A 12,329-nucleotide genomic window follows, 5' to 3' on the forward strand; every position below is an offset into this window, starting at 1 on the left:
AGAGAGGACAGGTCATGACAGACACCAACACCACCGAGCCCGCCGAGGTTCTGTGGGCGCAGGACATCGGCGAGGACGTCTACGCGCGACTGCTGACCGATTCGAACCGCCAGCACTGGGAGATCAAGGACGGCAAGCTCGAAGTGCGGAGTCCGGTCGGTTTGCTGCACATCAGCGCGGTTGGACGGTGGGACGGCGACATGCTCCGGTTCAGCCGAGCCGACACGGGCGACGTGCTGGCCGACTGGCCGACCGACTTCGGCGACACCGACGCGGCTGTCCGTGATCTGAACCTGATCCTCGAAATGTTCGACTTCGGAGAGCGGCCGTAGGGTCGAGCTGACGACCAGGGGGTGCGGGGCCGCAGCAACCGGCCCCGCACCCCCTGTCTGCACAGGCGATCCAAAACCCACACCGAGGACACCCGATGAGTGAGTACACCTTGACCATCACGCGAGCGGACGTCGACGACAAGGCGTGGACCGTCAGCGTGCAGGACAGGCCCGACTGGACGTTCAGGGAGAAGGATTACGCGGCGATAGAGCGTCGGGTGCGCGAGCTGGCCGGCGAACACGACGGCCACGATCCGGACGCCGTGACCGTCACACTCGCGAGCGTGAGCATCGGTCCCGTCACGGTCACCGAGCAGATGCAGCGACTCGAAGCACTACGCGCCGAGTCCCGCGCCCTGACGGTGCGACTGGAGTCCGCAGTCGATGACCTGATTCACACGCTCCGCACCGACGCCGGACTCTCGACCCGCGACACCGCCGCCATCGTCGGACTGTCGCACGCCCGGATCAGTCAACGCGAACGCGAACGCGACGCCCGATAGGGACAGCCCTCAGACGTCGCTGCGCCGCACACCGGAAGGGATGTGCGGCGCAGCGTCTCACTCGGCCCCTCGACCTACGGAACGATGACCCAATTGCTGACGCCCTTGGCGAGGTTCGACGCCGTCGCAGAGACGAGCGAGACACCCGTCCCGGTGGCCAGGTCGACAGTCGCCGGCCCGCCGTCGACTCGGACGAAGTGCGCTTGGCTGACAAGCCCCGTCAGCGCTTGGACGCGAACGGTGGTGGCGCAGCCCGGCGCGGCGAGCTGGCCCTGCGGCACGAAACGCAGCGTGAGATGACCGGGACGGGCGGGCGAGGTCTCGAAGTGCACAGGGATCACACCCGAGCACGCGCCGTTGTCCGAGAGCGTCCAAATGTCAGGCCCCAGCCCAACCCACTGGAGCGGGACGTCTGCGGACGCCGCCGGCGCGGTGCTGAGAACCATCCCCGCCGCGATTGCTACTGCTGCTGTACCGGCACCAAAGGCACGGATAGCGGACATGCCGAACGTCAAAACTCCCCCTCATGTGTGTCCCCGAACCCGATACGGACGCAACGTAGTTGAGCACCGTGGCGGGTGAGATTGCGACGACAGCCTATCGAGCCGACAACGGGAATGGACCAGAGGGATCGCGCGCTGCGCCTGATCCGCGTGGTCGCTCGGTTCCCGGATCCCACAGTGCGACTTCGTCGCACCCCGTATGGAGCTCCGCTGCGCTCCGCCCTGAAAAGGGATCTTCCTTTTTCCCTTCTGGCCCCCGATTTTGACCGGCGGTGACCTCCGCGCAACCCCTGGGCGCTTCGCGGCCTACGGCCCCGACAATTCTCTCCTCCGCTGCGCTCCCCCGAGATTTCTCGGTCCCAGGGGTTGCACTCCGGCCCCCTCATGCCGGTCCAAACTCTCCTTGCCAGAAGGGCAAAAGAACAGGCGGGCCACCTGGCCCCGCGGAGGAGAGAAGCGAAACGTGTCCGTACCGAACCCCCTCGAACTGCTCATGGTCGACCCAGCCACACTCGTAATCGGCGACAACGTCCGAACCACCGTGGACCTGGACCAGGACCCCGAGTTCGTCCAGTCCATCGCGGACCACGGCGTCATGCACCCGATCCTGGCCGACCTCCACAGCGACGGGACCGTCGTCGTCGTCGACGGACAGCGCCGCACACTCGGCGCCCTCGCCGCGCACCGCCCGGTCGTCCCGGTCGTGGTCCGTCGGTGCGATCCCGACACCGAACCGGACCAGGCAACCCGCATCGGCGAGCAGATCCGATCGAACGACCAGCGCACCGCACTGACGCACAGCCAACGCGCGGCCGGCATCGCGGCCATGCTCGACCTCGGACTGTCGGTCACCGCCGTCGCGAAGACCGCCAGCGTCGACCGATCCAAGGTGAAAGCACTCGCCACAGTCGGCGCGTCCGCAGCGGCACGCACCAGCATGGACGACCACCAACTCACCCTCGATCAGGCGACCGTCATCGCGGAGTTCGAGGCCGAAGGCGACACTCACGGCATCGAGAGATTGCTCGGGACGAGCACGTTCAACTTCGACTACAAGGCACAACAGCTCCGCGTCGACCGGGAGGAACGCCTCGCCCGCGCAGCAGCCGAGGCCCCCTACCGAGACAAGGGATTCACGATCAAGAACGGCTACTCCTGGAACCCGATCACTCACGAGGAGGTCCTGGACGACGACGGCAACCCGATCAGCCTGGACACCGTCGAAGCCGATCCGGCCCGCTGGGGCGTTGCGCTGAGCTACACCGAATCGTGGTTCGACCGCGAGACCGGCGTCGAAGTTTCCGAGGACGACGTCGACTGGGAAACCGAGGAGCAGCCCGATCTCGAACCCGAGGAGGGGCTGCGGCACGCACGCACCATCGAGACTCGACGGTGCTGGGACCGCGAGTTCCACCTGCTCGATCCGGACGACCTCGACGGCAGCGGCCTGCACCTGTCCGAGACCGCGAAGGCACTCCGCAACCGCCAGATGGGGCGGCGAGCAGAGCCGGTGGCGATGACCGCCGAGGCGGAGGCGGAACTCAAGGAGCAGCAGCGGCAAGAGCGCCGGCGGACGCGCGAGCTGAACAAGCGCGCCGCCGTTATCTTGAGCCAGCTTCACTGCTACTGCTGTGACCAGGATCGTTTCGACGCGGATGTGTCGACGACGCAGCCGTCAATATGGTCCGATTTCCTGTTGGAAATTCTTCGTCGGCGTGTCGCGACAGTGGGCCCTCGCCGGCATGGCTAGTACCACTCACCGATCGGCTTGCGGAACACGTCAGGGTCGGTCCATATGCGGGCGTTGTTGGTCTTCGTGTGCGGTGGGCGTGGTCGCCGCCGGGGCGTTATCGGTGTGGGGGGTGGTGTGTCGTGGGGTCAGGAAGTGGTCGATGTCGACGATGAGGAACACGGCGGTGGCGGTGGTGACCACGTGGGCGTGGTTGTCTTCGATGGTGGCTCGCAGGTGCAGTTTGCGGCCGTCGCGGGCGTGGATGTGGGCGCGGAGGGTGTAGGGGGTGTAGAGCAGCACCGGGGCGAGGTAGTCGACGGCGAGGTGGCGGGTGACGGCGAGTTCCCCCACGGTGTAGAGCAGGAATCCGAACAGGTCGTCGAGGACGGTGGCGACCGCGCCGCCGTGGGCGATCGCGGGGGCGCCGACGTGGCGGGAATCGAAGCTGTGGTGAGCGTGGACGCCGTGTGCGTCGCGCCGGGCGCGCAGCTGGTGGCCGTGGGGGTTGGCCGGCCCGCAACCGAGGCAGTGGTCGTGGTGGGGCGGCAGGTCGGCGTGTGCGGGTGGGACCACAGGGAAGGCGCGGATCCAGTCCTCGGCCTCGGAAGGTCCGGGTCCGGCGGTCTCGGGTGTGCCGGTCTCGGGTGTGTCCTCGGTCATGGGTGCTTTCCGTGGGTGTCGTCACCGGGTGGGGTGGCAATGAGGATGTCGCAGTGGGCTTTGCGGGCGAGTTCGATCGGCGGGGTGAACAGCAGCCGGGCCAGTGGTGACCGGTGGGGGTTCGCGGTGACGATGAGGTCGGCGGCGGTGGTGTCGGCCAGGTGAAGCAGTGCGTGCAGGGTGGGTTCGGGCAGGATGCGGGTTTCGATGTCGGCGGCGCCGTGGGCGAGCGCGTGCTGGTGGGCGGTGCGCAGGATCGCGTCGGTGGGGGTAGTGCCGCACAGCCGGTAGGCGTCGGGTCCGAGCCGGTCGAGGTCGGTGCCGAGTGCGTGTTCGTCGATGTCGTGGCGGGCGCAGATGATCAGGAGTCGGGCGTGGGTGGCGTGGGCCAGTTCGGCGGCGTGGTCGACCACGCGGTAGGAGTAGTCGGATCCGTCGGTGTCGACGAGGATCGTGCGATAGGCCGTCATGACGGGCCTCTTTCACGAGAAGGGGGTGTTTGAGCGGGAAGGGGCGGTCGTGTGCGGGCGTGGCGCGCGGGAGCGGCGGGTGGTAGAGCCGGGAGCGAAGACCGCCAGCACGATCGCCCCGGCGGCGGTGAGGACGGCCAGCGCGAGCGCGGCCTGGCCGCTGCCGTGCACAAACGCGGCCTTGGCGAACTCGGCCAGCGGCTGGGCCACCGGTCCGGCCTGGTCGGCGACCTGCAGGGCGGCCGCCAGAGAATCGGCGACCGGGCCGCGGGCGGGCTCGGGCAGCTGGGGCAGGGCGGGCTGGATGTGATGGGAATAGCCTGCGGCGAGCACGCTGCCGGCCACGGCGATCCCGATCGCGGCGCCGATCTCGCGGGCGGCGTCGTTGACTGCGGCGGCGACCCCCTGTTTGGCCTCGGGGGTGTCGGCGACGATGGCGTAGGTCGCCGGGGCGGTGCACAATCCCAGGCCCGCGCTCATGATCAGCAGCGGCCACAGCAGGTCGGTGTAGTCCGCGGCGACGGTAAACCGGCTCACCATCACCAGTCCGGCGGCGATGGTGAGCAGGCCGGTGACGGTCATCACCCGCAACCCGACCAGACTTGACAGCCACGGCGCGATCACCGAGATCACGACCAGCGGCACCACCATCGGCGCCAACGCCAGTGCCGAGGCCAGCGGCCCGTAGCCGAGGATCAGCTGCAGGTACTGCACCAGCAGCAGGAACACCCCGAAGGTGACCAGGAACTGGATGGTCACCGACAGCGAGCCGGCACCGAAACCGCGGCGGGCGAACAACCGAACGTCCAGCAGCGGCGCCGAGGACCGCAGCTCGACGACCACGAACGCCACCGCCGCGAGGACACCGACCCCGGCGCTGGCGGCGACGAGCGGGTCGGCCCAGCCGCGCGCGGGGACCTCGATCGCGGCGAACACGATCGCCGCGACCGCGACGGCCACCGCCGCCGCGCCCACCCAGTCCACCGGCGGATGCTCACGCTGGCGAGACTCGGCGATGGTGCACGCCAACCCCGCCAGCACCACCCCGGCCACGGTCAACCCGACGAACACCGAGGGCCACGACCACCGCTCGAGCAGCACCCCGGCACCGAGGATGCCCAGCACCGCCCCGGACCCGGCGACCCCGGCCCACACCCCCACCGCCCGGCCGCGATGAGCAGCGGCGAATCCCGCGGTCAGGATCGACAGCGTCGACGGCATCACCAGCGCCGCGCCCGCCCCGGCCAGCGCACGCGCCGCGATCAGCCACACCGGGTCGGCCAGCAGCAGCGGCAGCGCCGACGCGACCGCGAACACCGCCAGCCCCGCCACCAGCACCCCGCGACGCCCGTAACGGTCACCGATGGCTCCGGCGGGCAGCACCAGACACGCCAGCACCAGCGTGTAGCCGTCGACGATCCAGGTCAGCTGGGCTTGCGTCGCCCCGGTCGCGACCGCGATCTGCGGCAATGCCGAATACAACGCCGCCATCGCCGCGACCACCAGCGCCACCGCCAGGCACGACACCGTCAGCATCCACCACTCGGCCCTGGTCCACCGGGCGATCTCGACAGTGTCCCTCCCGGGTGTGTTCACCGGCACCTCCCGACTTAAAGACCGTGTGTTCACCGGCGCCTCCCAACTCAGAGACCAACGGTCTCTGTACGAGACCATTCGTATCACAGTGGTCGGGCGTGGGATAGAGTCCACACATACACCCAGGGTTGAACGACACGAATCGGAGGAGCGCGCGTCCATGACCGACCCGGGCCCCGCAGCGACCGACCCCCTCACCGCGGCCGACGACGAGCAGGCCGATCCGCGGCTGGCGCGCTCACGCAACCGGTTACTCGACGCCGCCACCCATCTGCTGTCCACCGGCGGTGTCGATGCGGTCACCGTCAAGGCGGTCACCCGCGTGTCGAAGGTCGCGCGCGCCACCCTCTACCGGCACTTCGGCAGCACCACCGACCTGCTCGCGGCGACCTTCGAACGGCTGCTCCCCCACGTCGACACACCCACCGGCACCGAACCCGTGCGCGAGCGGCTCATCGCGCTGCTCACCACCCAGGCCGACCTCATCGAACAGGCCCCAGTACAGATGACCACCCTGGCCTGGCTGGCCATGGGATCCATCGGCGACGACCACACCGACCCCGACCGCCGCCACCCCGATCCGGCCGCGGTCACCTCACTACGCGCCCGCGTCGTCGAGCAATACCGCCAACCCTTCGACCACATCCTCACCAGCCCCGACGCCCGCGCCGTGCTCGGCGAGCTCGACACCACCTTCGCCCTCATCCAACTCCTCGGCCCGATCGTCTTCGCCCGTCTCACCGGACTGCGCACCATCGACCACGACGACTGCGCCCGACTCGTCGACAACTTTCTCGCCACCCACCGAACAGGCACGGCAGCAACCACCCCGACCGAGCACGGAACGCCGTAACCGCAGACCCGGGCCACGCGGTCGGAACAGAGTGTCGCGGACCCGCAGCGGCCGGTACCCGGTGGGACCGAGCGCGGCGCGTTCGGCGTCGAGATCGACCTCGATCGCGCCGAAGAAGTTGATGTTGGCGCTGTGCGTCGGGCTGATGTGGGCCAGCACCTCATCATCGATGCGGCGGCCCTGACGGCGCATCCAATCGGGCCGCGAGCCCGTAACACTCTGCGGTCCAGGCGATCACAGCGTTCACGGCCAGGGTCAAACACCGGCTTGTCCGGTCTGGGCTTCCAGGTGGCGGGCACGGAAGGCTCCCTCGTGGGCGTAGATGAGGTCGCGTTTTGGGCACGCCAGGCGTTCCTGGACCGAGATCGCACGCAGCAAGACGAAGAGAAACCAGCGCATTCATCGCGACCCGCGAGCGTGCCACCCGGTTCGGGATCCCCGACGAGGAGGCGGTGTACCCGCCTGGGTGACCAGATCCTCCGCGACCGGGACAGCCAAACTCTGTGAGCTGACCGCGCACGCACCAGAACGGGTTCGGACGGCGGCGAGTCATCATCCTCCCTCGCTAAGAGTGGAAGCGATGTCATCCGCGTCAGCCATACCCGAAATGCCCGTGTTAGGGGTGCGGCCTCGAAGCCTGGTGAATCGCACCTCGGTGATGTCCCAGATATCCAACGCTCATCGGCGCCGTTCCGGTCGTCGTCCCATGACTGGAACTCGCTGAACTGCGACGTCCCGTATAGGTGGTCCGGTGAGATTCTCGGAGTATGCGCTCGCCTTCGGCAGGAGTCGCCCTATTCGTAGTTCTCGGAAGTAAGTCCATGCTTCACGGCGAGTCCGTCCGCTACAGGGGTTGCTCGGTGATCGGGTTCACAAGGCGTCAGGAGCGTTGCAGAGAATAGCGGCGGCACGTCGTTCACCGAGGGTTACCGCGAGCGCGTCGCGGAGCTGGCGGTTCTCTGCTTCGAGGTACCGGACGCGTTCGGTTGCGGATTCCAGTCGTCGCAGCAGTGACGCATCGGAAGCGCGCTGCCGATCAGGAACAGGTGGCGGTCCCGGAGCTGTTCCGTTTCTGCGGGCGCGGAGACGTTCGATCTCCGCCCGAAGATCGGGTTGGTTGTAAAGCCAGGACCGGGAGACCTTCGCTTCCCGGGCCAGGGCATCGAACGTGACCGGTCGCCCAGCGTTGTCCATGCGCCGCAGCGCGATGATGGCGCGTTTGCGGGTAGCGGCCGACCGCCTCCGGGCGGCGGCGGTGATGTGGTGGGAGTTGTCAGCGCGCATCTGCGACGTCCTCGTTCTTCTCGATTTCGCTGATGATGCGGTCCAGATTGGCGGCGACCTGTTTGTTCATCTCGACCACCCGTGTGTTCCCGTTGTCTTCGGAGACATCGATGAGGGTGAGGGTCCGTCGGTGTTGCTCACGGAGCTCGGGCAGGAACTCCGGTCCTGTCACGAAGACCGGGCATGTCAAGCACGCATTGGCGTGCGGACAGGACCTCTGCAGCGGCAGCCCGCAATAGCCGTTGGGCAGGGTTTGGGTGGCCATGCCGTAGCGGGTCTTGGCCCATTGGGCTTGAGCGAGCGGCCCGTCCGGGTCCAGTTCGACACGCTCGCCTTTGACGTTGACCTTGGTGGCCTGCTGCCAGCGCCGGCGGACGGTCGTGTCGGTGATCTTCGCGTAATGCGATGTCATGTGGCTTGTCTCGTGATCGAGGAGGACGCGGATCACCTCCAGGGGGACATCCCGGTTGATCAGTCTGGTCGCGAAGGTGTGCCGCCATTGGTGCGGGGTCAGGTGAACCGGCTGGCCGTGTTCGTCGCGAATGTCGCAGGTCTCGAGCCAGCGATTCAGCATGCCCCGGTAGCTGCGGGAGAGGAGGGGGTGTCGGCCGTCGGTGTTGGCGGTCGGGCGGGGGAACAGGTTCGGGCTTCCGCTGGGCCAGCGGTCGAGCACCCGTCGCTGTTGGTCGCGGATCTCGGCTCCGAGCTCCTCGTCGATGGGGACCGCGGCCTCGCGTTGCATCTTGTTGTTGTAGTAGCGCAGGTACGGGGCCTGCTGCCCGTCGTGCAGCAGGCAGTCGAACCGCAATGTGCAGGCGTCCGACACCCGCAGTCCGCAGCGGATCAGGATTGTGGTGACCAGCCGACCTTCGGGGTAATGCCAGCGGTCGAGGTTGTCCTGGTGCTCGACCTGCGCCATGACGTACTCGGCCAGATGACGGGTGACGCGCTGGTGACGACGCCGGGGGTAGTCGCCGGTGAAGAAAGCGGCCGTGGTGGGCAGGCTGTCGTCCCAACCGTGCTGTCGGATGGCCTGGAAGAACAGTTGCAGGCTGCCGACGCGGCTTCCGATGCCGCGGGCGCTGCCGGGTTGCCCCTGCAGCCAGGCCAGGTAACGCTCGAGCAGGGGGCGATCGACATCCGCCAGCGCCTCGACGTCGGGGACGGCGGCGGTGAGGAATTCACTGAAGCGGGTCAAGGCTTGGACGTCGGTGGCGGCGGTCTCTATCGACAGGCCCGAGACCAACCGCCATCGCACCCATCGTTTTCCGAGTTCGCGCAACCAGGGCTGGGGGACGCGGTCGAATCGCAGGTGGCTGCGCGGCCGCGTGCGGTCGATGCTGATCTTCAGACCGGGCAGCATCCATATCCGCCAGACATCACGCTGATACTCGACCTCCCAGCCGGCGCCGTCCCGCAGAGATTCCACCGTCTCGCGGGCGTAGAGCAGCAGCGAGTCCGCCCGTTTGGGACGTCTATCGCGTCCCCCGAGGGGGCGTTCACACCATGCCCGCCATTGCTCTTCCGATCGCTCGAGCAGGGAGGATGCTCCGCTTTCGGCCAGTTGACGGACCAGGAGCCGAAGCACGTCGGGGGGTGCGACCGCCTGTTGCTGGTCGTGCCGGTGCTGGACGGCGTATTGGAGTTCGAGCCGCATCTGTGCCGGCAGCGCCCTGAAGTCGATGACCGGGAGACCACGGTGTTCGCAGTGGGCGATGAACTCCTCGGTATCGAGGCCGAGCCCACGCCAGCGAGTGGTGTGGGATGTGCAGAAGATGGTGCGGTCGTTTTCCACCCACAGGGTGCAGAACGACAACGCGCACTCGTCGTGCGCGATGTCGTCGAAGACAGGGATGGTCGTGATCCAGGAATCGAAATCGGGGTGACCGGCTCGCCGCCACCGACCCCCGTGCCGGGTGCACAGTCCCCGGCCGTTGACGCCGTAGCGACAGCCGGGCACTGTGCAGCTGTCGAGTTCGATTCGGCCGCGCAGCGGTGGGCCGGGATCGGCCAGGAACTCGGTCAGATCGGGGCAGCCGCGTTGACGCCAGCGTGGGCTGTGGCCGGTGCAGATGCCGTGGTCGTGCTGCGGGCGATCGCAACCGTCGACTATGCAGAGTTTGTAACCCAGGACCGGGTCGTCCGGATCTGGGACGAGGATGTCGACCCGGAACTCCGGGCGGACGGCGCCGAGGAGCTTTTCCAGCAGTCGCGCGTGTCCGGAGGTAGTGTCTGTTCCGGAGATTGTCACAACCGCACCTCCCGGCCAGTGAACCAACCGGCAGCTTCGAGGGTGTTGCGGGCGTCCTCGGCGGTGAGGTGGCCGTAGGTGTCGATCGTTGTGCTCACCGAGGCGTGACCGAGCAACTCCTTTACCGACTCCATCCCGGCGCCCCGGCGCAGTAGCCAGGTCGCGTAGGTGTGTCGGTAGTGGTGTGGCTCGAAATCGATGCCCGTGCGGCCGCGTAATCGGAGTACCAGGTCATACACGGCCGGGTAGGCCCAGGGCTGCCCCAGCGGTGCGGCCCACAGGTTGACGAACACGTAATCCGAGTCCAGGGCCCCGTACTCGCGGTTGAGGTAGTCGGCGTACAGGCGCATCAACTCCGGGCTGGTCGGGATCGTCCGCGGGATACCGGCCTTGGCGCGGGCCCGGTTGTCGTTGTCCCGCGGTGTGACGGTCACGGTACGTTCGGCGATCGCAAGGTCTTCGTGACGGAGGCCGAGGGCTTCGCCGATACGGACGCCGGTGTCGAGCATCAGGGCGAACAACAGGCGATCGCGGAGATGGTCGCATGCGTCGAGGATCGACTGAACCTGTTTGACGGTAAGCACTTTCGGTCGCAGCCGCCCAGTTTTCAGTTTCACCGTTCGGTGACGCTGCGGCTTGTGCTTGGTGATGTGTTCGAGGAACGGCTTGTATGACGTCGCCGCGTTTCGGCGACGACCCGCCGGCTGCATGCTCACTAGCAGGCGGCTGACGTCGACACCGTGGCGGGCGTGGAACTCGTAGAACGAGGTGACCGCGGCCAGTTTGCGGTTCACGCTGGACTCGGTGCAGTGATGTTCCACAGACGGCAAGACCACCACCCGCCCATCGCGGGCTTCGGGAGGTAGCCGTAGCCACGCAACGAAACCACCGATCTCCTCCAACGTCACCGCCAGCCAATCAAGCCCCAGACCCGCGAGGTAGGACAGCCAGTCCTTCAAATCATGCGCGTACGCCTTGATGGTGTTCGGTGACCGCTCGATCGAGGCGAGATACGCCAGGAACCGCTCGACCGGCTTCACCGGGACATGATCATCGCCCAGGAGCGTCCACGACTCGACCGCCGAGTCGGGCATCAGCACGCGTTGCACTCGCATCGAACCTCCCGCTTTCCGTGATGGATAGCAGAAGGTAATCCCATCCATGACGCAATCCCTGGGATTTCCGAAGCTCGTCATACACGTCACGGACGACACCACCTCCGCTCGAGATAACCGCCGCCGCGACGACCGTTCGGCGCACCTTCCTGAGGGCGTTGCTCGTGAGCAAGAAGCCGCCCATCGGCGCCTCGGTGTGGGTCGCAACATCCCTGGCCTCCGACCCGCACATGATCAGCGCGTTTCACGCCACCGAGCACGTTGCGGATCTGCTCGGCATCAAGGGGATCGACAAGAGAGGTGGCGTGCGCGAGATGGCAGCCGGTGCGAGTGAAGCCCGCGCCCAGGTCATCACTTTCGCTCTCGTCGTGGCGGCGATGGAAGCCCGCATGGTCAACGACGCGTGGCGCAGCCACCCACAGGGTGCCGCCGACTACCTCGAGCTGCTCGCAGCGAACGGCCACGAGTTGACCGACGTCGAGAAGGTCATCGCCAGACACGAACTCGCCGAGGCGGTCGCGATCGACTGACACACGAGCCCGACCAGTGAAGGACCCCCGGAGAAGGTAGCTTCGGGGGTCCTTCACTGGTCGGCCAGCGGCAGTGAGGTTGTCGGGTCGGGCATCGAGCCCGACCCAACAACTGACAGACCTCGGTACGCCACCGCACCCAAGCGTGTCCCACCTTCACTCGGCGACGACGGACGAGTCGGTGCTCGAGGTGCTGGCGCAGGCCGGCCTGCGGTTCGGCAGCGGCCGCAGGCGGCCGAGGCTCGACTTCGTCGACCGCCGTATTGAGCTCCGCTGCGCTCCGCCCTGAAAAGGGATCTTTCTCTTTTTCCCTTCTGGCCCCCGATTTTGACCGGCGGTGACCTCCGCGCAACCCCTGGGCGCTTCGCGGCCTACGGCCCCGACAATTCTCTCCTCCGCTGCGCTCCCCCGAGATTTCTCGGTCCCAGGGGTTGCACTCCGGCCCCCTCATGCCGGTCCAAACTCTCCTTGCCAGAAGGGCAAAAGAACAGGCGGGCCGC

At 67.4% G+C, this 12,329-nt stretch carries 13 protein-coding genes and 1 pseudogene; 6 read left to right on the plus strand and 8 right to left on the minus strand.

The genetic code is table 11. From position 1 onward, the window contains the following. Positions 1 to 14 precede the first annotated feature (14 nt). Complete coding sequence (locus FFS72_RS20030; RefSeq protein WP_137875570.1) at positions 15 to 332, plus strand: hypothetical protein; 318 nt, start codon at positions 15 to 17, stop codon at positions 330 to 332. Positions 333 to 427: 95 nt separating this feature from the next. Next, the gene (locus tag FFS72_RS20035) at positions 428 to 835 is read left to right on the plus strand and encodes a hypothetical protein (protein WP_137875571.1); all 408 of its coding nucleotides are present in this window, start codon (positions 428 to 430) and stop codon (positions 833 to 835) included. 74 nt (positions 836 to 909) lie between these two features. On the opposite strand, the gene FFS72_RS20040 is transcribed toward FFS72_RS20035, so the two are convergent. After that, positions 910 to 1,167: a hypothetical protein gene (locus FFS72_RS20040; protein ID WP_137875572.1), complete on the minus strand. Its 258-nt coding sequence runs from the start codon at positions 1,165 to 1,167 to the stop codon at positions 910 to 912. 634 nt (positions 1,168 to 1,801) lie between these two features. On the opposite strand from FFS72_RS20040, the gene FFS72_RS20045 reads away from it, so the two are divergent. Further along, positions 1,802 to 3,088 carry a ParB/RepB/Spo0J family partition protein gene (locus FFS72_RS20045; protein ID WP_137875573.1) on the plus strand — a complete coding sequence of 429 codons (1,287 nt, stop codon included), beginning with the start codon at positions 1,802 to 1,804 and terminating at the stop codon, positions 3,086 to 3,088. Between the two features lie 30 nt (positions 3,089 to 3,118). Here the strand turns inward: FFS72_RS20045 and FFS72_RS20050 are convergent, their stop codons facing one another. The 3 genes from FFS72_RS20050 to FFS72_RS20060 are packed head-to-tail and all read right to left on the minus strand — an operon-like array spanning position 3,119 to position 5,736. Further along, the gene (locus tag FFS72_RS20050; protein WP_137875574.1) at positions 3,119 to 3,730 is read right to left on the minus strand and encodes a PaaI family thioesterase; all 612 of its coding nucleotides are present in this window, start codon (positions 3,728 to 3,730) and stop codon (positions 3,119 to 3,121) included. Beyond that, positions 3,727 to 4,200: a universal stress protein gene (locus FFS72_RS20055; RefSeq protein ID WP_137875575.1), complete on the minus strand. Its 474-nt coding sequence runs from the start codon at positions 4,198 to 4,200 to the stop codon at positions 3,727 to 3,729. The genes FFS72_RS20050 and FFS72_RS20055 overlap by 4 nt, the downstream gene beginning before the upstream one ends. Positions 4,201 to 4,212: 12 nt before the next feature. Then, on the minus strand, positions 4,213 to 5,736 hold the full coding sequence (locus FFS72_RS20060; protein ID WP_249353426.1) for an MFS transporter: 1,524 nt from the start codon (positions 5,734 to 5,736) through the stop codon (positions 4,213 to 4,215). A gap of 220 nt (positions 5,737 to 5,956) precedes the next feature. Between FFS72_RS20060 and FFS72_RS20065 the strand changes: the two genes are divergently transcribed. Continuing rightward, a complete protein-coding gene (locus tag FFS72_RS20065; RefSeq protein WP_137875577.1) occupies positions 5,957 to 6,649 on the plus strand; it encodes a TetR/AcrR family transcriptional regulator in 693 nt (230 codons plus the stop codon). Between the two features lie 24 nt (positions 6,650 to 6,673). On the opposite strand, the pseudogene FFS72_RS27065 reads toward FFS72_RS20065, so the two are convergent. The 4 genes and pseudogenes from FFS72_RS27065 to FFS72_RS20085 form a co-directional block, all read right to left on the minus strand. Beyond that, positions 6,674 to 6,988, minus strand: a pseudogene (locus FFS72_RS27065) (Tn3 family transposase); the annotation flags it as partial. A 531-nt stretch (positions 6,989 to 7,519) separates the two neighbouring features. Then, positions 7,520 to 7,933 carry a DUF6262 family protein gene (locus FFS72_RS20075; protein ID WP_137875578.1) on the minus strand — a complete coding sequence of 138 codons (414 nt, stop codon included), beginning with the start codon at positions 7,931 to 7,933 and terminating at the stop codon, positions 7,520 to 7,522. Continuing rightward, a complete protein-coding gene (locus FFS72_RS20080) occupies positions 7,923 to 10,184 on the minus strand; it encodes a tyrosine-type recombinase/integrase (protein WP_212744378.1) in 2,262 nt (753 codons plus the stop codon). Before FFS72_RS20080 ends, FFS72_RS20075 begins: the two co-directional genes overlap by 11 nt. After that, positions 10,181 to 11,299, minus strand: coding sequence for a tyrosine-type recombinase/integrase (locus FFS72_RS20085; RefSeq protein ID WP_137875605.1), 1,119 nt, complete (start codon positions 11,297 to 11,299; stop codon positions 10,181 to 10,183). The genes FFS72_RS20080 and FFS72_RS20085 overlap by 4 nt, the downstream gene beginning before the upstream one ends. 164 nt (positions 11,300 to 11,463) lie before the next feature. Here FFS72_RS20085 and FFS72_RS20090 point away from each other — a divergent pair, with 164 nt between their 5' ends. Continuing rightward, positions 11,464 to 11,829, plus strand: a complete 366-nt coding sequence (locus tag FFS72_RS20090) for a hypothetical protein (RefSeq protein ID WP_137875579.1) — start codon at positions 11,464 to 11,466, stop codon at positions 11,827 to 11,829. Positions 11,830 to 11,974: 145 nt separating this feature from the next. After that, a complete protein-coding gene (locus FFS72_RS26550) occupies positions 11,975 to 12,118 on the plus strand; it encodes a hypothetical protein (protein WP_171018756.1) in 144 nt (47 codons plus the stop codon). The last annotated feature ends 211 nt before the right edge of the window (positions 12,119 to 12,329 follow it).

The organism is Rhodococcus sp. Q (assembly GCF_005503035.1).
Classification (GTDB): Bacteria; Actinomycetota; Actinomycetes; order Mycobacteriales; family Mycobacteriaceae; genus Rhodococcus_G.

Coding starts and splice junctions, on each gene's coding strand:
- FFS72_RS20030 (WP_137875570.1), top strand. CDS start 15: ATGACAGACACCAACACCACCGAGCCCGCCGAGGTTCTGTGGGCGCAG.
- FFS72_RS20035 (WP_137875571.1), top strand. CDS start 428: ATGAGTGAGTACACCTTGACCATCACGCGAGCGGACGTCGACGACAAG.
- FFS72_RS20050 (WP_137875574.1), bottom strand. CDS start 3,730: ATGACCGAGGACACACCCGAGACCGGCACACCCGAGACCGCCGGACCC.
- FFS72_RS20055 (WP_137875575.1), bottom strand. CDS start 4,200: ATGACGGCCTATCGCACGATCCTCGTCGACACCGACGGATCCGACTAC.
- FFS72_RS20060 (WP_249353426.1), bottom strand. CDS start 5,736: ATGCTGACGGTGTCGTGCCTGGCGGTGGCGCTGGTGGTCGCGGCGATG.
- FFS72_RS20065 (WP_137875577.1), top strand. CDS start 5,957: ATGACCGACCCGGGCCCCGCAGCGACCGACCCCCTCACCGCGGCCGAC.
- FFS72_RS20075 (WP_137875578.1), bottom strand. CDS start 7,933: ATGCGCGCTGACAACTCCCACCACATCACCGCCGCCGCCCGGAGGCGG.
- FFS72_RS20085 (WP_137875605.1), bottom strand. CDS start 11,299: ATGCGAGTGCAACGCGTGCTGATGCCCGACTCGGCGGTCGAGTCGTGG.